The sequence below is a fragment of the Variovorax sp. BGA-UO-ETr-C22 genome (assembly GCF_059567965.1).
This window is the reverse complement of record NZ_JCAQPA010000008.1, coordinates 250,642-271,289: the sequence shown is the minus strand read 5'-3', so window position 1 is coordinate 271,289 and position 20,648 is coordinate 250,642. Positions and strand designations below refer to the sequence as shown.

18 protein-coding genes and 3 pseudogenes are annotated in these 20,648 nt (G+C 65.1%); 6 read left to right on the top strand and 15 right to left on the bottom strand.

Going from position 1 to position 20,648, the window contains the following annotated elements:
- Window positions 1-21: 21 nt before the first annotated feature.
- From AC57B8_RS08775 to AC57B8_RS08755, 5 genes are read right to left on the bottom strand one after another with little or no spacing between them, the layout of a single operon-like run.
- Window positions 22-1,554: an ABC transporter substrate-binding protein gene (locus AC57B8_RS08775; protein ID WP_496479338.1), complete on the bottom strand. Its 1,533-nt coding sequence runs from the start codon at window positions 1,552-1,554 to the stop codon at window positions 22-24.
- Window positions 1,551-2,588 carry an ABC transporter ATP-binding protein gene (locus AC57B8_RS08770; RefSeq protein WP_496479337.1) on the bottom strand — a complete coding sequence of 346 codons (1,038 nt, stop codon included), beginning with the start codon at window positions 2,586-2,588 and terminating at the stop codon, window positions 1,551-1,553. Before AC57B8_RS08770 ends, AC57B8_RS08775 begins: the two co-directional genes overlap by 4 nt.
- A complete protein-coding gene (locus AC57B8_RS08765) occupies window positions 2,585-3,604 on the bottom strand; it encodes an ABC transporter ATP-binding protein (protein WP_496479336.1) in 1,020 nt (339 codons plus the stop codon). The genes AC57B8_RS08770 and AC57B8_RS08765 overlap by 4 nt, the downstream gene beginning before the upstream one ends.
- Entirely contained in the window at window positions 3,601-4,476 is an 876-nt protein-coding gene (locus AC57B8_RS08760; protein ID WP_496479335.1) for an ABC transporter permease, read from the bottom strand. The genes AC57B8_RS08765 and AC57B8_RS08760 overlap by 4 nt, the downstream gene beginning before the upstream one ends.
- Window positions 4,466-5,434 carry an ABC transporter permease gene (locus AC57B8_RS08755; RefSeq protein WP_496479334.1) on the bottom strand — a complete coding sequence of 323 codons (969 nt, stop codon included), beginning with the start codon at window positions 5,432-5,434 and terminating at the stop codon, window positions 4,466-4,468. The genes AC57B8_RS08760 and AC57B8_RS08755 overlap by 11 nt, the downstream gene beginning before the upstream one ends.
- A gap of 311 nt (window positions 5,435-5,745) precedes the next feature.
- Here AC57B8_RS08755 and AC57B8_RS08750 point away from each other — a divergent pair, with 311 nt between their 5' ends.
- Window positions 5,746-7,428: a long-chain fatty acid--CoA ligase gene (locus tag AC57B8_RS08750; RefSeq protein ID WP_496479333.1), complete on the top strand. Its 1,683-nt coding sequence runs from the start codon at window positions 5,746-5,748 to the stop codon at window positions 7,426-7,428.
- Complete coding sequence (locus AC57B8_RS08745) at window positions 7,425-7,865, top strand: PaaI family thioesterase (protein ID WP_496479332.1); 441 nt, start codon at window positions 7,425-7,427, stop codon at window positions 7,863-7,865. The genes AC57B8_RS08750 and AC57B8_RS08745 overlap by 4 nt, the downstream gene beginning before the upstream one ends.
- A 10-nt stretch (window positions 7,866-7,875) precedes the next feature.
- Here AC57B8_RS08745 and AC57B8_RS08740 read toward each other — a convergent pair whose 3' ends face one another.
- The 5 genes from AC57B8_RS08740 to AC57B8_RS08720 all read right to left on the bottom strand — a co-directional run bounded on the left by AC57B8_RS08740 (window position 7,876) and on the right by AC57B8_RS08720 (window position 13,499).
- Window positions 7,876-8,952: a phosphotransferase gene (locus tag AC57B8_RS08740; RefSeq protein WP_496479331.1), complete on the bottom strand. Its 1,077-nt coding sequence runs from the start codon at window positions 8,950-8,952 to the stop codon at window positions 7,876-7,878.
- A gap of 43 nt (window positions 8,953-8,995) precedes the next feature.
- On the bottom strand, window positions 8,996-10,135 hold the full coding sequence (locus tag AC57B8_RS08735) for an acyl-CoA dehydrogenase family protein (RefSeq protein WP_496479330.1): 1,140 nt from the start codon (window positions 10,133-10,135) through the stop codon (window positions 8,996-8,998).
- A 47-nt stretch (window positions 10,136-10,182) separates the two neighbouring features.
- The gene (locus tag AC57B8_RS08730) at window positions 10,183-11,370 is read right to left on the bottom strand and encodes an acyl-CoA dehydrogenase family protein (protein ID WP_496479329.1); all 1,188 of its coding nucleotides are present in this window, start codon (window positions 11,368-11,370) and stop codon (window positions 10,183-10,185) included.
- Window positions 11,371-11,416: 46 nt separating this feature from the next.
- On the bottom strand, window positions 11,417-12,187 hold the full coding sequence (locus tag AC57B8_RS08725) for an SDR family NAD(P)-dependent oxidoreductase (protein ID WP_496479328.1): 771 nt from the start codon (window positions 12,185-12,187) through the stop codon (window positions 11,417-11,419).
- 73 nt (window positions 12,188-12,260) lie between these two features.
- Window positions 12,261-13,499: an acyl-CoA dehydrogenase family protein gene (locus AC57B8_RS08720; protein WP_496479327.1), complete on the bottom strand. Its 1,239-nt coding sequence runs from the start codon at window positions 13,497-13,499 to the stop codon at window positions 12,261-12,263.
- Window positions 13,500-13,728: 229 nt separating this feature from the next.
- Here AC57B8_RS08720 and AC57B8_RS08715 point away from each other — a divergent pair, with 229 nt between their 5' ends.
- Together AC57B8_RS08715 and AC57B8_RS08710 are read left to right on the top strand one after the other, a co-directional pair.
- Entirely contained in the window at window positions 13,729-14,970 is a 1,242-nt protein-coding gene (locus tag AC57B8_RS08715; protein WP_496479326.1) for a TetR/AcrR family transcriptional regulator, read from the top strand.
- Between the two features lie 221 nt (window positions 14,971-15,191).
- Entirely contained in the window at window positions 15,192-15,611 is a 420-nt protein-coding gene (locus AC57B8_RS08710; RefSeq protein WP_496479479.1) for a phospholipase domain-containing protein, read from the top strand.
- On the opposite strand, the gene AC57B8_RS08705 is transcribed toward AC57B8_RS08710, so the two are convergent.
- From AC57B8_RS08705 to AC57B8_RS08695, 3 genes are all read right to left on the bottom strand, one after another.
- On the bottom strand, window positions 15,513-17,387 hold the full coding sequence (locus tag AC57B8_RS08705) for a potassium transporter Kup (protein ID WP_496479325.1): 1,875 nt from the start codon (window positions 17,385-17,387) through the stop codon (window positions 15,513-15,515). The genes AC57B8_RS08710 and AC57B8_RS08705 overlap by 99 nt on opposite strands.
- A 60-nt stretch (window positions 17,388-17,447) precedes the next feature.
- A complete protein-coding gene (locus AC57B8_RS08700) occupies window positions 17,448-17,591 on the bottom strand; it encodes a hypothetical protein (protein WP_496479324.1) in 144 nt (47 codons plus the stop codon).
- 74 nt (window positions 17,592-17,665) lie between these two features.
- Window positions 17,666-17,995: a DHCW motif cupin fold protein gene (locus AC57B8_RS08695; RefSeq protein ID WP_496479323.1), complete on the bottom strand. Its 330-nt coding sequence runs from the start codon at window positions 17,993-17,995 to the stop codon at window positions 17,666-17,668.
- Window positions 17,996-18,094: 99 nt separating this feature from the next.
- Between AC57B8_RS08695 and AC57B8_RS08690 the strand changes: the two genes are divergently transcribed.
- Window positions 18,095-19,072, top strand: coding sequence for an IS5 family transposase (locus AC57B8_RS08690; RefSeq protein WP_095947148.1), 978 nt, complete (start codon window positions 18,095-18,097; stop codon window positions 19,070-19,072).
- 144 nt (window positions 19,073-19,216) lie between these two features.
- Here the strand turns inward: AC57B8_RS08690 and AC57B8_RS08685 are convergent.
- Window positions 19,217-19,393: pseudogene (locus AC57B8_RS08685) on the bottom strand (IS3 family transposase); the annotation flags it as partial.
- 156 nt (window positions 19,394-19,549) lie between these two features.
- A pseudogene (locus AC57B8_RS08680) lies at window positions 19,550-19,662 on the bottom strand (transposase); the annotation flags it as partial.
- Window positions 19,663-19,853: 191 nt separating this feature from the next.
- On the opposite strand from AC57B8_RS08680, the pseudogene AC57B8_RS08675 reads away from it, so the two are divergent.
- Window positions 19,854-20,575, top strand: a pseudogene (locus tag AC57B8_RS08675) (IS110 family transposase).
- Window positions 20,576-20,648: the final 73 nt, after the last annotated feature.

The window sequence follows — 20,648 nt, the reverse complement described above, 5'->3', positions numbered from 1 at the left end:
TGGAGGAATGCAAGATGAGGGTCACTGTTCGATCCACACGCTGCGCGTGCGGATGACGCTGTTGAGCATGGGAGGTACGTTCTTGACCTTGAGGTTCGCGATCGCGAAGTAGGTGACCCGGATCGGGATCATCTGGTAGGCCTCGTCGGAGACGATCTGTGCCACGTCGCAGTACATCGCCTTGCGCTTGGCTTTGTCGGTTTCCGCGCGCGCCTTGCTCAGGATCGCGTCGATCTTGCTGCTGTCGTGGCGGCTTATCGGCGCACCGTTCTCGCCGCCAAAGTAGTACGCGAGCGCCACGTCGGGCTCGCCGACGATGTCGCTGAAGCGCCAGACGTCCATCTGGTAGTCGCCGCTGATGCCTACGCGCACGTTCTGGCTCTGCTCGACCAGCCGGATCTCGGCCTCCATGCCAGCGTCCTTGACGAACTGCTGCACCATGCCAGCCTGGCGCCGACCCGCCGGCGTGTTGGTCGACACCAGTTGGAACTTGATCGGCTTGCCCACCGAGGCCACCAGCGCGCGGGCCTTCGGCAGGTCATAGCTGCGCCAGTTGAGCTTGGGGCAGAACCACTCCGAGTTCGGGCCCAGCAGGTCGGTGGTGGCCACCGTGGTGCCGAGGAAGAAGGTGTCGAGCATCGCCTTGGCGTTGAACGCGTGCACCACCGCCGCACGCACGCGCGGGTCGTTGAACGGTTCCTTCGAGGCATTGAAGTTCCAGGAGATCGCGCCAGAGCCCTGATATTCGAGCAGCTTGAGCTTCGGGTCCTTCTTGGCATCGAGTACATGGTTCGCGGTGTCTATGCGACCGATGTCGACCTGGCCCGACTTGATGCTCTGGTAGCGCGTGTTGCCGTCGGGCAGCACGCGGTAGATCACGCGATCGAGGTAAGGTAGCTTCGGATCCCAGTAGCCCGGGTTGCGCTCCATCACCACGCGGTCGCCGGCCTGCCATTCCTTGAAGACAAACGGGCCGGTGCCGATGGGCTTGCGGTGGAAACCCTCGGGGTCGCTCTTCAGCGCCGTCGGCGAACCGATGAAGTTGACGAGGTTCTCCGACGACAGCGCCGATTGCAGCGCGGACCACGGCTGCTTCAGCACGAAGCGCACCGTCATGTCGTCGACCTTTTCCACCGTCTTGACCGGCGCAATGATCGACAGGTTGATGCCGCTCTCGGGCGCCATCAGCCAGGCGTAGTGCGCCACCACGGCGTCGGCGTTGAAGGGCGTGCCGTCGTGGAACTTCACGTTGGGGCGCAGCTTGACCGTGGCACTCATGCGGTCGGGCGCTTCGGCGAAGCTCAGGCCCAGGCGCGGCACGATCTGCTTGCCTTCGAAGACGAACAGCGTCTCCAAGACCGACGATGCCGGCGCGGTGGTGTTCTGGTTGAAGATCTTGGCCTTCGCGGCGTTGAATCCACTGAACTCCGCCTCCATGCCGATGGTGAGCGTGCCGCCCTTCTTCTGCGCATGGGCCGCAGGCGAGAGCAGGGCGAAGGTCAGCACGCAGGCGGCGGGAAGAACCGCGAGCAGCGGCGGGCGCGTTGTGTTCATGAAGCGATTTCCTCGGGTTCGAAAGACGCGATGGCGGCGACTGAAGGCAGCGCCACCGAAAACGGAAAGTGGCAGGCGACCTGGCGTCCGTCCGCGAGTGCAGCCAATGGCGGCTCCGCCGCAGCGCATGCCGCCTTCGCGCCAGGGCAGCGCGTGCGGAAGCGACAGCCCGTGGGCAGCGACATGGGCGACGGCATCTCGCCCTCAAGCGCGATGCGCCGGGGCTGGGCGCCGGGATCGGTGCGCGGCACGGCGCTGAGCAGCGCCGCTGTGTAGGGGTGCGCGGGGCGATCCAATATGTCCTGCGCGGCGCCGATCTCGCAGATGCGCCCCAGGTACATCACCGCCACGCGGTCGGCAACGTTGCGCACCACCGCCAGGTCGTGCGAGATGAACAGCATGCTCAGGCCGAGGCGCTGCCGCAGGTCGTTGAGCACGTTGAGCACCTGTGCGCGCACCGAGACGTCGAGCGCCGACACCGGCTCGTCGCACACGAGCAGCACGGGCTCGAGGATCAGTGCCCGGGCGATCGAGATGCGCTGGCACTGGCCGCCCGAGAATTCGTGCGGATAGCGCTCCAGCACGTTCTGGCCGTCCAGGCCCACGATGTCCAGCGTCTCGCGGATGCGGCGCCCGCTCTCGGCCTTGTCGAACAGGCCGTTCACCTTGAGCGGAAACTCCAGGATCTCGCGCACCGTGCGCTGTGGGTTGAGCGAGGAGATCGGATCCTGGAAGATCATCTGGAATCGGCGGCGCAAGCGCTTGAGCGAGGCGGCCGCCAGGTTCGCGAGCTCCTGTCCCTCGAGCCGGATCGAGCCGCCGGCTGTCGGTGCGAGCTGCATCACGGCCTTGGCCACCGACGATTTGCCGCAGCCCGATTCGCCCACCAGCGCCAGCGTTTCGCCGCGTGCGATGTCGAAGCTCAGCCGATCGACCGCGCGCATCTTCTGCCCGCCCGAAAGGCCGTAGACCACCTCGAGATCGCGCACGTCGAGCACGGGTGCCATCTGGGACGGTGCCAAGTTCTTCGTCATGCTGCGAGCTCCATCGGGCGCCAGCACCGAAAGACTTGCGCCTCGCCTGCCGACTCGAGCCCTGGCTGCGTCGCATCGCACTGCGCGATGCGGCGGTCGCAGCGCGGTGCATAGCGGCAGCCGCCGGACAGCGCGTACACCGCGGGCGGGCGCCCGGCGATCGTGTAGAGCGCCGCATGCGGCGGATCGTCCAGCCGCGGGATCGAGCGAAGCAGGTCGCGGGTGTAGGGCATGCGCGGTTGCCGGAACAGCGCCGCAGTCGGTGCCCGCTCGACGATCTGACCGGCGTACATCACGGCGATGTCGTCCGCGTAGCCGGCTGCGACGCCGAGGTCGTGCGTGACGAGGATCATGGTCATCTGGCGTTGGCGCTGCAGGCTGCGCAGCAGGTCAAGGATCTCGGCCTGCACCGTCACGTCGAGCGCGGTGGTGGGTTCGTCGGCGATCAGCAGCTCGGGCTCACAGGCAATCGCCATCGCGATCACTACGCGCTGGCGCATGCCGCCGGAGAGCTCGTGCGGCAACTGTGTCATGCGCCGCGCCGGGGAGGTGATGCCGACCTGCTCCAGCAGGCCGACGGCGCGCGCCTGCGCCGCCTGCCGGTCGAGCCGCAAATGAAGTTGCATGCCTTCGGTGAGCTGCACGCCGATGGGCCGCACCGGGTTCAGCGCCGTCATCGGGTCTTGGAACACCATGGCAATGCGTCGGCCGCGCACCGCCTGCATTGCGCTGCGGTCCAGGCGCAACAGGTCCTGCGCGCCGAAGAAGATCTGCGCCTCGGCCGATGTCTTGGCCGCCGGGCCCAACAGCCGCAGGATGGAGCGCGACAGCACCGACTTGCCCGAGCCCGATTCGCCGACGATCGCCAGTGTGCGGGAGCGCTCCACGTCGAGCGAGACATCGTTCAGCGCGTGCAGCGGTCCCTGCGCTGTCTGGAATTGCACGCCAAGGTGGCGCACGCGCAGCAGCGCACCATCGTCGTCATGGCTGAGGTTGCCGGTAGCGGGTGTGCTCATGACAGGCCTCCGCGTCCGCCGCCGCGGCGCTGCCGCAGGCTGTCACCGAGCAGGTTCAGGCTCAGCACGGTGAGGAACATGACGGCGGCCGGAATCAGGCTGACGTGCGGCACGCGCTCGAGCGATTCGCGCCCGTCGGCGATCATGCCGCCCCAGCTCGGCGTCGGCGGGGGCACGCCCACACCGAGGAAGCTCAGCGAGCCTTCGGCCACAATCATCACCGACATGATCGTCAGCGCATAGGTCAGTAGCGACATTGTCATGTTCGGCAGGATCTCGCGCACCATGATCTGCAGGTCGCCGGCGCCCGCAGTGCGCGCGGCCAGCACGAACTCGCGGCCGATCAGCGGCAGCGCGTTGGCCCGCGCGATGCGCGCAAAGGCGGGAATGGACATCACGCCCAGCGCCAGTGTCACGTTCTGCACCGAGGGGCCGAGCACCACGGTGAGCCCGAGCGCAAACACCAGGCTCGGGAACGCGAGCATGGCGTCGAGCAGCGCGAGGATCGCCGTGCGCACTGCGCCGCTGTAGTAGGCCGCCAGCAACCCGAGCGCGGAGCCGAACACCAACCCGATCAGCGGCGCGACCAGGCTCACGGTCAGCGAGACGCGCGCGCCGTAGGCCAGCCGCGAAAGGATGTCGCGGCCGTCGAGATCGGCGCCCAGCAGGTGCGCGACACCCGGGCCCTGCTCGGCGGCTGCGAAGTCCATGTCGGTGGGCGAGGGCATCGGCAGCCAGTCGGCGCTGATCGCGAAGAACAGCACCACCAGCAGCCACCCGCACGGCAGCATCATGCGCAGCACAGTGCGCCCGTGCGGCTTCCGGCGCGCGCGGAGCGCGTCCTTCGACGGGGGCAGCGATTCAGCGCGCATGGCGGGCCGCCACTCGGGGGTCGAGCAGTGCGTAGATCGCATCGACGACCAGGTTGACGAACACGAAGGCCACCCCGATGAACAGCACCACGCCCTGCAGCGTGACGAAGTCGCGCTTGGTGATGGCTTCGATCAGCAGCCGGCCCACACCGGGCAGGGCGAACAGCGTCTCGATGATCACCGCGCCGCCGATCAGGTGGCCGACATTGATGCCCATCACTGTGATCAGGCTGAACGACGAAGGCCGCAGCGCATGGTGGATGAGGATGTGACGGTCCGACAGGCCCTTAGCGCGCGCCACCGTGATGAACTCCTCGCGCAGCGTGCTGGCGATGTCGCTGCGCAGAAGGCGCATGTAGATCGGCGCTTCCACCAGCGCCAGCGTCAGCGAGGGCAGGGCGAGGGAACGAATGCTGCCCAGCGGGTCCGACCCGAAGGACACGTAGCCGGTGGCCGGGAACCAGCGCAGCCAGATCGCGAACAGCAGGATCAGCAGCAGCCCGAGCACGAAGTGCGGCACCGCGAGCACGCCGAAGGCGCCGCCCGAGATCAGCCGGTCGACCGTGCCGCCTGCCCGGTAGCCCGCCCAGATGCCCAGCGGCAGCGCGAGCAGCAGCGCGATCACCTGCGCGAAGATCATCAACTGGATCGACACCGGCAGCCGGTGCGCGATGGCACCGGCCACCGATTCGCCGCTCAGCGGCGAGGTGCCCAGGTCGCCCTGCACCGCATTGCCGAGCCAGCCGAGGAAACGCATGTGCATCGGTTGGTCGAGCCCCAGCTGGTGCTGCAGGCGCGCAATCTCTTCGGGACGGGCGTTGTCGCTCAGCATCGCGTCGACCACGTTGCCGGGCAGCAGTTCGAGCATGAGGAAGGTGGCCACGCTCAGCAGCGCGACCACGATCAGCACGTGGCTCGCACGCCGGGCGATGCCGGCGAGTTTGATGAATCGGTTCATCAAACCGCCGACCGAAAGTTAGGCGGCTCGTGGCCTGAGTGACGCAAGGCTTGTCTCCTGAAACGTGTCATGGCTGTCCGCGCAAAGGCTGCGTGTGACTGGCCTGGATGCAGGTCCGGCTGTTGCTCACCGGTTGTCAGAATTATAGGTATGGTTCAGCTTGACGTGCAATCGTTGTGTTGCTTAGTATTTTCCCTTTGAAAATATTGACGACAGCAAGGGCGATCTTCACAATTAGAAGTTTCAGTATGTCCGCCGGGTCATCGGTTCGCGAACAGAAACAAGCCAACGACACAGAGGAGCAACGGACGATGTCCACGAGGCACCATGCCCATCTGCCCGCCCACGTGGCGCGGTCGATCCCGCTGCCCGAGACCCATCTCTATCGCAACCTGGAGATCTCGGCGCTTCGCTACCCGGACAAGGCTTGCGCGGTCTTCTACGACAACCGCATCAGCTACGCGCGCTTCCAGAAAGAGACCGAGCGCATCGCGGCCTACCTGCAGCAGGTCTGCAAGGTGGCGCGCGGCGACCGGGTGCTGCTCTACATGCAGAACAGCCCGCAATTCATGCTGGCGTACTACGGCATCCTGCGCGCCGATGCGGTCGTGGTGCCTGTCAACCCGATGAACCTCACGCTGGAGCTGCGGCACTACGCGCAGGACAGCGGCGCGACGGTGGCCTTCGCATCGCAGGAACTCTACGCACGCATCCAGCCGCTGCTGGGCGAGGCGCTGCGGCACGTGGTCGTGGCGACTTACAGCGACTATCTGATCGAGCCCACCACTTTGACCGTGCCCGAGTTTGTGGCCGAGCCGCGGCGGCCGTTGCCGCAGGCCGACGTGGTGGCCGGTGCGGTGCACTGGGCCGACGTGCTGGCCGCGAGGCTTTCCCCCGCGCCACTGGCCGGCACGCCCGACGACCTTTGCGTGATGCCCTATACCTCGGGCACCACCGGCCGGCCCAAGGGCTGCATGCACACGCATCGCAGCACGATGGTCAACACGGTCTCGGGTGGACTCTGGTATTCGGGCAACCAGGGCTCGGTGACGCTGGCGGTGCTGCCGATGTTCCACGTCACCGGCATGCAGAACGGTCTCAACGGCACGATCTACAACGGCTCGACCGTGGTGCTGCTGCCGCGCTGGGACCGCGACGCCGCGGCTGAATGCGTGCAGCGCTACGGCATCACGAGCATGACGCTCATCACGGCGATGGTGATCGACTTCATGGCGAATCCGTGCCTGAGCAAATACCACCTAGGTAGCTTGCACCGTATTGGCGGTGGCGGAGCGGCCATGCCCCGCGCGGTGGCCGAGCAGATGAGCAACCGGCTTGGGCTCAACTACACGGAGGGCTACGGCATGTCGGAGACCAATGCCGCCACCCACATGAACCCGCCACAGGCCTCGAAAGCGCAGTGCCTGGGCATTCCGATCTTCGACGTGGATGCTCGCGTGGTCGATCCGGCGACGCTGGCCGAACTGCCGCCCGGCGAGGTGGGCGAGATCATTGTGCACGGGCCGCAGGTGATGCAGGGCTACTGGAACAACCCCGAGGCGACGCGCGAGGCCTTCGTCGAGATTGAGGGCAAGCGCTTCCTGCGCACCGGCGACCTGGGCACGACAGACGAAGAGGGCTACTTCTTCTTCACGGACCGCCTCAAGCGGATGATCAACGCCGCGGGCTTCAAGGTCTGGCCCGCGGAGGTCGAGGCGATGCTCTACCAGCACCCCGCGATCCAGGAGGCCTGCGTGATCGCGGTGAACGATTCGCGGCGTGGCGAGACAGTGAAAGCAGTGGTGGTGCTGCGGCCCGCCTTCGTTGGCAAGGTCGGCGAGCAGGCGATCATCGACTGGGCGCACGAAAACATGGCGGCCTACAAGATTCCGCGCATCGTCGAATTCGCCGACAGCCTGCCCAAGTCGGGCACGGGCAAGGTGATGTGGCGCGAACTGCAGGAGCGCGAGAACAGCCGTCGCGTCGCCGCATGAATCCGCCGCCGGGTTTCGAGCTGCTGAAACGCGGAGGGCCGTTCTTCGGGTTGCTGGGGCCCATCTACCACCGGCGCTTGCCGGACGCAGGGCTGGTGATCGCGCTTCGCGTGGAAGGCAAGCACACGAACATGCGCGGTATCGCCCACGGCGGCATGCTCGCGACCCTGTGCGATGCAGCGCTGGGCATCAATCTCTCGATGTCGCGCCAGCCGCCGCAGTCGATGGTGACGGTGAACCTCTCGACCGACTTCATCGAGGCGGCCCGGCCGGGCGACTGGCTCGAGGCGCACGTGCACCTGCGCAAGACCGGGCGCCGACTGGCCTTTGCCGAGTGCGTGCTACAGGTCGATGAACGGGTGATCGCGCGCGCCACCGGCGTGTTTTCCACGATGGCCGCTCCGGTGCCGGCGCCTGCTCCGCCGTTGGGAAGCTAGGTCGCCGGGGTCAGCGCAACTGCCGTGCCATCGCCCAGGCTTGCTCCGCCAGTGGCCGGGCGCGTCGTCCCGCCTCGAGCGCCTGCGCGCTCGCCGCGTTGCCCGCCAAGGCACGCGACATGATTCCCTGCACGATGCCCACGAGCCTGAACATGTTGAATACGAGGTAATAGTTCCAGTCGTGCGGCGTGACCGAGGCCGGGTCGCGGCCGGTGCGGCCGAGGTAGCGGCGCAGGTGCTCTGCCTCGCTCGGGATGCCGAGCGAGGCGAGGTCGAGGCCCGCGAGCCCACGCGAAGTGCCGCCCAGGCGCCAGCTCATGCAGTGGTAGGCGAAGTCGACCAGCGGATGGCCGAGCGTTGACAGCTCCCAATCCAGCACCGCGAGGATGCGCGGCTCGGTCGGATGGAAGATTACGTTGTCGATGCGGTAGTCGCCGTGCACGATGCGCGTCTCGTCGCCCGCGGGAATATGCTGCGGCAGCCAGTCGATCAGGTTGTTCGCCGCCTCGATGGTCTCCGTCTCGGACGCGCGGTACTGACGCGTCCAACGAGTTACCTGACGCTCCACGTAGTTGCCCGGCTTGCCGTGACCGGCCAAGCCGACCGCCACCGGGTCGACTTGGTGCAGCTCGGCGATCACGCGGTTGAGTTCGTCGTAGTGCGCGGCACGCTGTTCGCGGCTCATGCCGGGTAGGGCCTGGTCCCAGATGATCCGGCCGTCGACGCAGTCCATCAGGTAGAAGTCGGTGCCGATCACCGACGGGTCTTCGCACAACGTATAGGCGCGCGCGACCGGCACGGCCGTGGGCGCGAGCGCCTTGATGACACGGAACTCGCGGTCCACCGCGTGCGCCGAGGGCAGCAGCACGCCCGGCGGCTTGCGGCGCATCACGTACTGCCTGCCGCCCGCGCACAGGCGGAAGGTCGGGTTCGATTGGCCGCCCTTGAACTGTTCCACCTGCAGTTCGCCGGAAAAGCCCTCGACGTGCGCGCGCATGAAGTCGGTCAACCGCGCAGTGTCGAAGGCATGCTGCGGCGCCACCGCGCGGGTGCCGTTGAAATGGTTCGGGTCCTGCATCAGCGGCATTTCCGAGTCGAGAAATCGTTCATGGTCGATGTCCCTCCTTCTTTCAATAGCCGCGCAGGCGCGCGAGCCGGTCGGCGTGGAAGTCGGCGTCGCCGAACATCTCCTGCAGCACGCGTGCGCGCTTCATGTAGAGGCCCGCGTCGAATTCGTCGGTCATGCCCATGCCGCCATGCATCTGCACTGCTTCCTGCGCGGCGAGCGTGGCAGTGGTGCCGGCGCGGGACTTGGCGATCGATACGGCGCCGGCCGCCTGCGCCGTGTCGCCGGCGAAGCTCTGCTGCGCGTGGATCAGCGCCGCGCGCGTGATCGCAAGGTCTGCATAGAGTGTGGCGGCGCGGTGCTGCAGCGCCTGGAATTCACCGATGATGCGGCCGAACTGCTTGCGCGCCTTGAGGTAGACGAGGGTGCGTTCGAAGGCGACTTCGGCCAGTCCGAGCAGCTCGGCCGCGGCCGCGAGGCGGCCGGCATCAAGCGCCGTTTCCAGGGCCACTGCCGCGCGATGCAGCGGCCCGAGCAGTGCGCTGCCGGGGAGTTCGACCTTGCCGAAATGCAATCGCGCAGTGGGCCTGGCGTCGACCATCGCCACGCGCTCGACCTCGAGGCCGGCCACGTTCGCGGGCACGATGAACAGGCTGATGCCGTCCCTGTCGTCGGCGTTGCCGCGAGTGCGCGCGGCGACGATGAAGGCATCCGCCACATGGCCGTCGACGACGAAGCACTTGCGTCCGTCCAGCTGCCATCCGTCGCCCGCGGCGCCTGCCGCCAGCGTGATGTGCCCTGGCCGATGCTTGGCCGTCTCGTCGATGGCCAGCGCGACGATGCGCTCGCCCGCGGCCATGGCGGGCAGCCACTCGTCCTGCTGGCTCGCGTTGCCGGCCTGCGTCAGGGCTGTTGCCGCGACGACGGCCGATGCCAGGAAGGGCGAGGCCGTCAGGTTGCGGCCGATCTCTTCCATCAGGACGCCGGCCTCGACCGAGCCGAGGCCGAGGCCGCCCTGTGCCTTTGGCACCGCCACGCCGATGTAGCCCATCTCAGCGAAGCGGGCCCATAGCGGGCGCGAGAAGCCGTCGGCATCGCTGGTATCGCGCAGCTGGCGCAGTTGTGAGATCGGACCGCGTTCGGCCAGGAATGTGCGTGCGCTGTCACGCAGCATGGTCTGTTCTTCGGTCAGGACGAGCGGCATCGCTTCGGCTCCTCGGGTGTCGGTGATGGGGCGAGCGCGCGGCGCGCTCAGGCTTCGGGCAGCCCGAGCAGGCGCTTGGCGATGACGTTGAGCTGGACTTCGCTGGTCCCGCCCTCGATCGAGTTGCCCTTGGTGCGCAGCCAGGCGCGGGCGCTGGCGCCGTGCTGCGAGCGTTCGCTGTCCCATTCGAGCGTGTCGCTGCCGCCCGCGGCCATCAGGAGCTCGTGGCGCCGCTTGTTGAGCTCGGCGCCGTAGAACTTGAGCACGGACGAGAAGGCCGGGGGCGCGGCGTCGCCGCTGCGGGCCATGTCGCCGGTGCGCGCCATGGCGAGCCGGAAGGCCGCCTCGTCCACCTCGAAAGCGGCGATGCGCGCGCGCAGCAGCGGATCGGCCAGCCGGCCCTCGGCGTCGAGCCCAATCCATTGCGCCGCCAGCTCGCCCATCGGCCGCGGCGCCGCGCGGTCGCCGATGGAGCCGATCATTTCGCGCTCGTGCGTCAGCAGGTACTTGGCGACGGTCCAGCCAGCGTTGAGTTCGCCCACCACGTTGTGCTTCTCGGCGCGCACGTCGTCGAAGAAAGTTTCGCAAAACGGCGACTTGCCGGAGATGAGTCGGATCGGCCTGGTGCTGATGCCGGGCGTCTGCATGTCGAACAGAACGAAGCTGATGCCGGTGTGTTTCCTGGCGCCGGGATCGGTGCGCACGAGACAGAAGATCCAGTCGGCCTGGTCGGCGTAGGAGGTCCAGATCTTCTGGCCGTTGACGATGAAGTGGTCGCCGCAGTCTTCGGCGCGGGTCTGCAGCGAGGCCAGGTCTGAGCCGGCGTTCGGTTCGGAGTAGCCCTGGCACCAGCGGATCTCGCCGCGTGCGATCCGGGGCAGGTGCTCCAGCTTCTGCGCTTCGGAGCCGAACTTCAGCAGCGCCGGCCCGAGCATCCAGATGCCGAAGCTGTGCAGCGGCGTGCGGCAGCCGAGTGCGCGCATCTCCTCGGCCAGCACGCGGGCCCGCGCCGCATCGAGCCCGCCGCCGCCATAGGCCTTGGGCCAGGCGGGCACGGTCCAGCCGCGTTCGGCCATGCGTTCGAGCCAGAGGCGTTGCGCCTCGGAACGGAACTCGAAGCGGCGCCCGCCCCAGCACACGTCATCCTCCCCGGTGGGTGGCGTGCGCATGTCGGGCGGGCAGTTGGCTTCGAGCCAGACGCGGGTCTCGGTGCGGAATCGTTCGAGGTCGGACATGGGACGGGGAGAGATGTTGGAGGCGGTTGGATGCGGTGCGGCTCAGTCAGCAGGTCACGCCGCCGTCGATGACCAGGCTCTGGCCCGTCATGAAGGCGCCGGCCTGCGATGCGAGGAAGACGGCGGCGCCGGCGATCTCGTCGGGCTCGCCGATGCGGCGCAGCGGCGTGTTCTCGGTACGGTGCTTCAGGTTCTCTGCATCTTCCCAGAGCGCGCGTGCGAAGTCGGTCTTGATGAGCCCGGGCGCGATGCAGTTCACGCGCACGTTGTGGGGGCCGTATTCGACCGCGAGGTTGCGCGCGAGCTGGAAGTCGGCTGCCTTCGACACGTTGTAGGCGCCGATCACAGGCGAGCCGCGCAGGCCGCCGATCGAAGACACGATGATGATCGCGCCGTCTCTGCGCTCGATCATCTGCGGCACGGCGAAGTTGATCAGCCAGTGATTGGCGATCACGTTGTTCTCGAGGATCTTGCGGAACTGGTCATCCTCGATGCCGCCGAGCGGGCCGTAGTAGGGGTTGGACGCGGCGTTGCACACCACGATGTCGACGCGGCCGAGCCGGCGTGTCGTTTCCTCGACCAGGTGCTGCAAGTCCTGCTTGGAGGAAATGTTGGCGGTGATGGCAATGGCCGAGCCCTCGCCGCGCGCGGCGTTGATGGCGTCGCGCACCTCGGTGCAGGGCTCGGGCTTGCGCGACGAGATCACGACCTTGGCGCCGTGCTCGGCCAAGCGCTCGGCGATGGCGCGGCCGATGCCGCGTGACGAACCCGTGATGATGGCCACCTTGCCGGCCAGCGAAAACAGGGATGTGGACATGGATGCATCTCCTCGAAGCGATGGGGCGATGGCCCGACACCGGGACCGGTGCCGGGCGAAAGGGGAAGGGCGCTTACTTTGCCGCCGGGTAGCGGCCGTATTCCATGCGCGCAATGGAGCGGTTGTGCACTTCGTCCGGGCCATCGGCCAGGCGCATGGTGCGCATGCTCGCGTACTGCTTGGCCAAGCCGAAGTCGGTGGTGACGCCGCCCGCGCCATGGGCCTGGATGGCCTGGTCGATGATGCGCAGTGCCATGCGCGGTGCCGCGACCTTGATCATCGAGATTTCGAGCCGCGCGACCTTGTTGCCCACGCGGTCCATCATGTCGGCGGCCTTCAGGCACAACAGGCGCGTCATCTCGATGTCGATGCGCGCTTCGGCCACGCGTTGCTCCCACACCGACTGCTCGGAGATGCGCTTGCCGAAGGCGGTGCGCGACTGCAGGCGGCGCACCATCTTCTCGAGCGCGACCTCGGCGCTGCCGATAGAGCGCATGCAATGGTGGATGCGCCCGGGCCCGAGGCGGCCCTGGGCGATCTCGAAACCGCGGCCCTCGCCCAGCAGCAGGTTCTCGACCGGCACGCGCACATTGCGGAACAGCACCTCGGCATGGCCGTGCGGCGCGTCGTCGAAGCCGAACACCGGCAGCATGCGCACGATCTCGATGCCCGGCGTGTTCAGCGGCACGAGGATCTGCGACTGCTGCGAATGGCGCGGCGCCTCGGGGTCGCTCTTGCCCATGACGATGGCGATCTCGCAGCGCGGGTCGCCGACGCCGGACGACCACCACTTGCGGCCGTTGATCACGTAGTGGTCGCCGTCGCGGCGGATCGAAGTCTCGATGTTGGTGGCGTCGGAGGAGGCCACGTCGGGCTCGGTCATGAGGAAGGCGGAGCGGATCTTTCCTTCGAGCAGTGGCTCCAGCCAGCGCTTCTTATGCTCGTCGGTGCCGTAGCGGATCAGCACTTCCATGTTGCCGGTGTCGGGCGCCGAGCAGTTGAAGACCTCGGATGCGAAGCCGACCTTGCCCATCTCCTCAGCGCAGACGGCGTACTCGAGATTGGTGAGGCCAGCGCCCTTGTACGGACTGTCCGCGGGGACCGAGTCGAGCGGCAGAAACAGGTTCCAGAGGCCCGCGGCTTTCGCTTTCGCCTTTAACTCCTCGACCACCGGCACGACTTGCCAGCGGTGTTCGCCGAAGCCCTGCATCTGCGCCGCGTGAATGGGTACCGCGGGATAGACATGTGCTTGCATGAAGGCGATGACACGGTCTCGCCAATACACCTGCTTGTCGGACAGTGTGAAGTCCAAGGTGATCTCCTTGTGTGGTGTTCGTGTTGTGTTTCAAGCCGGTCGATGCCGGGTTCTCGAAAAATAGCAGGGGTCGCCAAATTATGCAAACTTAAAATTCTAAAAATCTGATATTCATCAGTTTTACGTATGAATTTTTACTTCAGATGGCATACTGAATATTCTATAAACGAATGACTGCCGCACGCCGGTATCATCCAGCGCCACTACCATCCGTTCACCGCTGCTCATGCCCGTCGCAACCGCCAAAGAGGCGCAGACTCCCCGTTTTCAGGAAAAGCGCGATGCGATCCTGAACGCGGCCGCCGCACTCTTCAACGCGGAGGGCGTCAAGGGAACGACGTTGGCCGACATCGCAACGAGCGTCGGCCTTGTGACCAACAGCGTCACCTACTATTACCGCAAGAAGGAAGACTTGGCCGCGGCCTGCTTCCTGCGTTCCATTGCGTTGTTCGACGACATGGCGGTCCGCGCCGCCGCGGAGCTCACGCTGGATGCGCGCTTGCGCGCGTTCCTACAAGGTCATGCGGCAGTGCTGGCGGCGGTGCAGTGCGGCGAGCATCCCGCGGTGGTCGTTTTCAGCGACGTGCGCGCTCTGCCGAACCCACAGCTCGACGAAGTGCATGGTGCCTACACCGAGATGTTCCGTCGCGTGCGGGCCCTGTTCAGAACCGACGAGACGGCTGGGTGGTCGCGCGACACGCGCAATGCGCGCACGCACATGCTGCTGTCGCTGGTCCACTGGCTGCCGGTGTGGTTCGGCCGCTACGAGCCTGCGCAATACCCGCGCATGGCCGACCGCGTGGCCAACATCGCGCTGCGCGGCTTGGGTGCCGCGCACGCACCGTGGCCGGCCGGTGAGCCCGAAGCGGACCTCCGCGTGCACGGCGAAGCGAGCGCTATGGACGCCTTCCTGCGCGCCGCCACCGCGCTGGTTAACGAGCAGGGCTACCGCGGCGCGTCGGTCGACAAGATCTCGGCCCGGCTCAACGTTACCAAGGGCTCGTTCTATCACCACAACGACAACAAGCTCGACCTGATCTCGGCCTGCTTCGACCGCACCTTCCGTTCGGTGCGGCAGGCGCTGGAGGCTGCCGAGACCGCGGGTGGAAGCGGATGGCGTCAAGCCTGTTCCATGGCGCAAGCGCTGGTGCGCTTCCAGTTGTCGGCGCAGGGGCCGCTGCTGCGGCTCTCGACGACCAGCGCATTGCCCGACGCCACCGATCGCGAGCGAGTGAACCGCACGCTGCAGCAACTCACCGAGCGTATCGCTGCCATGCTGGTCGATGGCCTGAGCGATCGCTCGATCCGCCCGTTGGACACGACCATCGGTGCGCAGGTGCTCGTCGGCCTTGTCAACGGGGCGGCGGAGCTGCACCGCTGGGTGCCCGACGCGACTGAGGCCTCGGTGGTCGAGCTCTACGTACGTCCGATGTTCCTGGGCCTGACCAGCGTGCCGGCGGACGGTTGAACGCGAGGCACCTTCAGTGCAAGCAATGAATACGAAGGGACTCCCCACTTCTCTGCAGCAGTACCGAGCACCACGATTGGCGTGCGCGAGGTTGACGCCCTACAGGTCAAAACCAGGGAGCGTCTCATAAGGGCGCCTCCCGGATCGCAATGAATTCGTGGATGTGAAGAGGTAGGGGGCAGGGCTGCTACGACGTGCCCAATGGCGACGTCTATTTGCACATGCGAAATACCGGCACCGCAGCTTGTACCGTCACGGTCAAGGCCAATGCCTATCGGGCTGATGGCCCCTGGACCATAATCCGGCCCGCGGGCGGCGGCGTGGTCGAGCAGACCTGGGTGCTCGACAACCGCGGTCACTGGTGTGACTTCCGTGTCACTCGCTCAGGCGACCCCAGCTACTTGCGCGTTTCGCCGGGCGGGTCGAGACCGGTCAGGATGGCGGCAGCGAGCCCGCCATGGGCACGCCAAAGCAATGAACTCTGTACTACCTTGTGCTGCCTATGTGCCTATGTGCCTATGTGCCTATGTGCACTAGATGCGTCATATTTGCACGCGCGTGCCCAACTCGACCACGCCATTGTGCGGGAGTCGCAGGAAGTCACCGACACTGCTCGCATTGCGTGCCATCGTGGCAAATAGGGCCTCGCGCCAATGGGCCATGCCAGCGCCACGTGTCGGGATCACGATCTCCCGACTTAGGAAGTATGAGAGTGCAGACTGATCGATCGCGAGTCCTGCGCGCATGCAAAGGCCCAGCGCGCGCGGGACGTCGGGCTCATCCTTGAAGCCGAAGTTCACCTGTACCCTCCAGAATCCTTCGACCAGAGATTCCACTTGCAGACGCTCTTCCTCGGGCACCCACGGCACCTCCTGGAAGCGCACAGTGAGGATCACGTTCTGCTCGTGCAGCACCTGGTAGTGCTTGAGGTTGTGCAGCAAGGCCTGGGGCACCGTATCAGGATTGGCCACTGCATAGACCGCAGTTCGTGGGGTGCGGCGCACGTGTTTGTCGACCACCAGTTCCTTGATGAAGGGCAATAGCTCAGGGTCGTCGCGTTGAATGTGCTCGATCAGCAATTCACGGCCACGGCGCCAGGTCGCCATCACCGCGAAGATGACACTGCCGAGGACGATGGGAAACCACCCGCCTTGCCAGAACTTGAGCGCGCACGAAATCACGAGCACGGCATCGACCAGCAAGAATGCACCTGTCGCCGCCCAGGCGAGTGGCAGCGGATACCCCCACGCATGCCGAACGACAAAGAAGGTGAGCAAGGTGGTGATGAACATCGTGACCGTGACTGCGATGCCATAGGCGGAGGCGAGCGCAGAAGAGCTTCCAAAGCCCACCATGGCGAGCAGTACGGCCACCATCACGACCCAATTGACGAGGGGAACGTAGATTTGCCCGACCTCGTTCTCCGAGGTGTGCAATATCCGCATGCGTGGGAGCAGCCCCAACTGGATGGCCTGCTTGGTCAACGAATAGGCGCCGGAGATCGTGGCCTGGGATGCGATCACCGAAGCCAAGGTTGCAAGCACGACGGCGGGAATCAACCAGAACGGCGGGAAGAGCCTGAAGAACGGGTTTTCGAGCGCGTTGGCGTCGCCCATGAGCAGAGCCCCCTGCCCCATGTAGTTGAGCGCCAGTGCGGGAAGCACGAAAGTGCTCCAGGCCAGACGGATGGGCTTCTTGCCGAAATGCCCCATGTCCGCATACAGCGCCTCGGCGCCCGTCAATGCCAGGACGATCGACCCCATGACGAGAAACAGGTGCCACCCGCGCGCCAACATGAATTCAACGGCCCGCAATGGGTTGAGCGCTGCCAGGATGGCCGGGTTCTGGACGATCTGTACCACGCCGGTGACGGCGAGGACAGTGAACCACAGGACGACGATGGGGCCGAACAGCTTGCCGACGACCGCGGTGCCATAGCGCTGCCCGAGAAACAGCCCGATGATCACGGCCGTCGAGATGGGCAGCACGTACGGCTTGAGCGCCGGCGTGATCGTTTCCAACCCTTCCATGGCACTCAGGACGGAGATCGCTGGCGTGATCACTGCGTCGCCATAGAAAAGTGCGGCACCCAGTACGCCGATCAAAAGAAGAATCGTGTGGCGCCTGGGCGTGCTCCCTGCCGCCTTGGCCGCGAGCGCAGTCAACGCCATGATCCCGCCTTCGCCTCGATTGTTGGCACGCAGGATCAGCACCACGTACTTGAGCGTCACCACGACCATCAGCGCCCACAGGATCGTCGAAACCGCACCGATGATGTTCGCAGCATCGAGTGCGAGCGAGTGGGCTGGATTGAAGACTTCCTTCATGGTGTACAGAGGGCTCGTGCCGATGTCGCCATAGACGACCCCCAACGCGCTCAGCGTGAGGACTCCGAGACCCTGTCGAGTTGGTTGCATTCTTGCTTTCCTTTGTTGTCGAGGCCGTGGTTGCGCTAGATGTGAGTGTCTTCGACCGAATCACTGCCTTGAGGGACGAACACCAGGCCGATTTTCGCGTTGTAGTCCATCAGACCCGCGGAACACCCCCAGGGCGGCGATCATCGTTGCTAAGATCTTCTCCGGGTTGCCGTACGGCAAGGCGCTGCCGATGTCCTTGGTCACGCACTCGGCTTCGACCTCTTCGTATTCATTGAGGAGCGTGATGATGACGTGAAACAGCCAGACTATTGGTTTCGTCAGTCCACGATGAACAGCTTGGCGCCAGTCACAGATCTGGAGCGATGCGGTTCCGCACCGTCTGCCACCTGATAGCTCACGCCCGGCTTGAGGATGAACTTGCGCCCATCTTCCAGTTCCGTCTCCATCTCGCCTTCCAGGCACAGCAGCACGTGGCCCTTGGTGCACCAGTGATCGGAGATATAACCTGGTGTGTACTCCACCATGCGCACCCGAATACCGTGGAAGTTCTGCGTTTGCCAGAACGCCTGGCCAGCTTCTGCTGAATGTTCGGTACGAGGTACGTTGGACCAATCGGTCGTGCCGAAGGGAATATCGTCCATCTTCATCAGTAACTTCCTTGTCAGTTGATTTATTGCACAAGGGAAGGTCTGATCAAGAGCACGTTTCTTGCATGAAGGACTGAACCTTGCAAAGGAGCACGAGCGATGAGCCAGATCAGTTTTGCGGATGCGGAGCAAGCGGGCAAGAGGAAGAAGACCAGGCGCGAAGTCTTCCTTGCCGAGATGGAACTGGTGGTGCCGTGGAAGGCGCTGCTCAAAGTCATCGAGCCCCACTATCCAGTGGCGGGCCGAGGCCGTCGGCCCTACCCGCTGCAAGCCATGCTGCGCGTGCACCTGATGCAGAACTGGTTCGCTCTGAGCGACCCGGCGATGGAAGAAGCCCTGTATGAGATCGCCTCGCTGCGCACGTTCGCCGGACTCGGTCTGGAGGCGATCCCCGATGAGACGACCATCCTGAACTTCCGTCACCTGCTGGAAGCCAGCGATCTGGCCGAAGACATCTTCAAGCAGGTCAACGCCCACCTGGCCAGGAAGGGGTTGCTCCTGAAGCGCGGCTCCATCGTGGACGCAACCATCATTGCGGCGCCCAGCTCCACCAAGAACAGTACCGGCGAGCGAGACCCCGAGATGCACCAGACGAAGAAGGGCAACCAGTGGCACTTCGGGATGAAGGCGCACATCGGCGTGGACGCCGAGTCGGGACTGGTGCATACCGTGACGGCGACGGCCGCCAATGAAGCGGACGTGGAACAGGTGGCGGACTTGCTGCATGGCAAGGAAGAGCAGGTGTGGGCCGACTCGGGCTATCGGGGCGCGCAGGCGCGGGTCAAGCGCGATGTGCAGTGGCACATCGCGGGCCGGCCCAGCGACATGGCGAAGATGCCCGAGGGACGTGCCAAGGCCCGAGCGCGCAAGAACGAATATGAGAAGGCCAGCGTGCGGGCAAAGGTGGAGCATCCGTTCCGGGTGATCAAGCGCCAGTTCGGCTTGGTGAGGGTGAGGTTCAAAGGACTGGCCAAGAACACGGCGCACGTGATCACGCTGTTTGCTTTGTCCAATCTGTGGATGGCGCGCAAGAAACTGATGGCGATGACGGGACAGGTGCGTCTGCAAACAGTCTGAGGGCACTGGATGAGGGGTAGACCTCATCGACTCGGGGCATCTGGCGGCGCGATTCGTCTCCATGCACACCATTGGCCTTCATCGCACGCCAATCGGTGACCTGTTCAGACCTTCCCAAGGTCCGTCCCATCTAGAAGTTGCTCTTCAAGGAGCGGCAAAAAAATGGACTGGTTCGGCCACGAGGCCCGGGCTCTTCCGATATTCAATGGGACTGAGAGCGCCGAGGGAGATCTCGATCCGCTTCTCGTTGTACCTGCGGATGTATGAGTCCAGTGCGTCAGTGAGTTGCTCAATGCTTGTTGACTGCCAGTTGCGAGGATACGGGAAGTATTGGAGACGCCCGACACTGTCGCTCCGCAGGCGCCGACGTTCGTTCCAATGATGCTGCCTGCAGCGACGGCGGTGTCGGCATCAGCGACGCAGGCTCAGGCGCAGATCAAGCACGGCGCCGTGGTGATCTGCCTGGACTGGTCACTGCTGACTCACACCCAGTCTGACCAGAACATCGGCCACCTTGTGACCGCGTTCGGTGACCTGCTCGACCGCTCAGCCTTGAATTCTTCGGTATATCCCTGCTGACGCACGGTCATGGCACCTCCTATCGGTGCCTCAATCTTGAGGCTCAGAGGTGTCTGAAAAAGCCGGAGATGGCATGGTCCGCCCACCTACAGTGCCGTGGTTGAAGTGAGGCATCTGCCGAGCAGGATGGGGCCTCGCGGAGACGGCATCAGCGTGCCAAAGTGGAGGTTCAACGCAACCACTTAAACCTGGAGGCCTCACCATGCAATCTATCGCAAATCTGCCGGTTATTGGCCTGGATCTGGCGAAGTCGGTGTTCCAACTGCACATCGTCGATGCAGATACGGGCGAAATCCAACGGCGTCAGATCAAACGCGCGAGACTCACCGAGTTCTTCGCCAAGTGCGTTCCAAGCCTGGTCGCGATGGAAGCGTGTGGCACCTCCCACTACTGGGCTAGAACAATTCGGCAACTGGGTCACGAGGTCAGGCTTCTGCCGGCTCAGCATGTCAAGGCATTCTTGCTTCGCGACAAGACAGATGCGATGGATGCTCAAGCGATATGGGTGGCGGCTCAACAGCCGCATATTCAGTCCGTGCCCGGCAGATCCCTGGAATAGGAGAGCTGGGCGCTTCGGCGCTAGTGGCTGCCGTCGGAGACTTCTCGGCGTTCAAGAGCGGGCGCCAGTTTGCCTCGTGGCTGGGATTGACGCCGCGACAAGTAGGCACCGGTGGAAAGACGCAGCAGTTGGGCATATCCAAGCGCGGCGACTCGTACTTGCGAACGCTGCTGATTGCCGGCGCCCGAGCCGTGATCACCAGGTCGACCAAATCGAAGTGGATCGAGTTGCTACTCGAGCGCAGGCACTACAACGCGGTGGTTGTGGCGCTGGCCAACAAGATCGCTCGTACCGCTTGGGCGGTACTGACCAGAGGCGCGGCCTTCGACCAAGCCAAATGGAACCCGGCCGAATGCGACGCCTAAGCAAAAGGACAGTCACGGCAAGTCGATCGCTTACCCTAGGTTTTTGAGAAGAGCCGGCAGCAAGCGTTGTGAT

Bases quoted from the DNA above. Each gene is read 5' to 3' on its own strand.
- AC57B8_RS08715 (WP_496479326.1), top strand. From the start codon at position 13,729: ATGCCCGTCGCAACCGCCAAAGAGGCGCAGACTCCCCGTTTTCAGGAA.
- AC57B8_RS08705 (WP_496479325.1), bottom strand. From the start codon at position 17,387: ATGCAACCAACTCGACAGGGTCTCGGAGTCCTCACGCTGAGCGCGTTG.
- AC57B8_RS08775 (WP_496479338.1), bottom strand. From the start codon at position 1,554: ATGAACACAACGCGCCCGCCGCTGCTCGCGGTTCTTCCCGCCGCCTGC.
- AC57B8_RS08710 (WP_496479479.1), top strand. From the start codon at position 15,192: ATGCGAAATACCGGCACCGCAGCTTGTACCGTCACGGTCAAGGCCAAT.
- AC57B8_RS08725 (WP_496479328.1), bottom strand. From the start codon at position 12,187: ATGTCCACATCCCTGTTTTCGCTGGCCGGCAAGGTGGCCATCATCACG.
- AC57B8_RS08755 (WP_496479334.1), bottom strand. From the start codon at position 5,434: ATGAACCGATTCATCAAACTCGCCGGCATCGCCCGGCGTGCGAGCCAC.
- AC57B8_RS08740 (WP_496479331.1), bottom strand. From the start codon at position 8,952: ATGCCGCTGATGCAGGACCCGAACCATTTCAACGGCACCCGCGCGGTG.
- AC57B8_RS08770 (WP_496479337.1), bottom strand. From the start codon at position 2,588: ATGACGAAGAACTTGGCACCGTCCCAGATGGCACCCGTGCTCGACGTG.
- AC57B8_RS08750 (WP_496479333.1), top strand. From the start codon at position 5,746: ATGTCCACGAGGCACCATGCCCATCTGCCCGCCCACGTGGCGCGGTCG.
- AC57B8_RS08760 (WP_496479335.1), bottom strand. From the start codon at position 4,476: ATGCGCGCTGAATCGCTGCCCCCGTCGAAGGACGCGCTCCGCGCGCGC.
- AC57B8_RS08765 (WP_496479336.1), bottom strand. From the start codon at position 3,604: ATGAGCACACCCGCTACCGGCAACCTCAGCCATGACGACGATGGTGCG.
- AC57B8_RS08745 (WP_496479332.1), top strand. From the start codon at position 7,425: ATGAATCCGCCGCCGGGTTTCGAGCTGCTGAAACGCGGAGGGCCGTTC.
- AC57B8_RS08690 (WP_095947148.1), top strand. From the start codon at position 18,095: ATGAGCCAGATCAGTTTTGCGGATGCGGAGCAAGCGGGCAAGAGGAAG.
- AC57B8_RS08730 (WP_496479329.1), bottom strand. From the start codon at position 11,370: ATGTCCGACCTCGAACGATTCCGCACCGAGACCCGCGTCTGGCTCGAA.
- AC57B8_RS08695 (WP_496479323.1), bottom strand. From the start codon at position 17,995: ATGAAGATGGACGATATTCCCTTCGGCACGACCGATTGGTCCAACGTA.
- AC57B8_RS08735 (WP_496479330.1), bottom strand. From the start codon at position 10,135: ATGCCGCTCGTCCTGACCGAAGAACAGACCATGCTGCGTGACAGCGCA.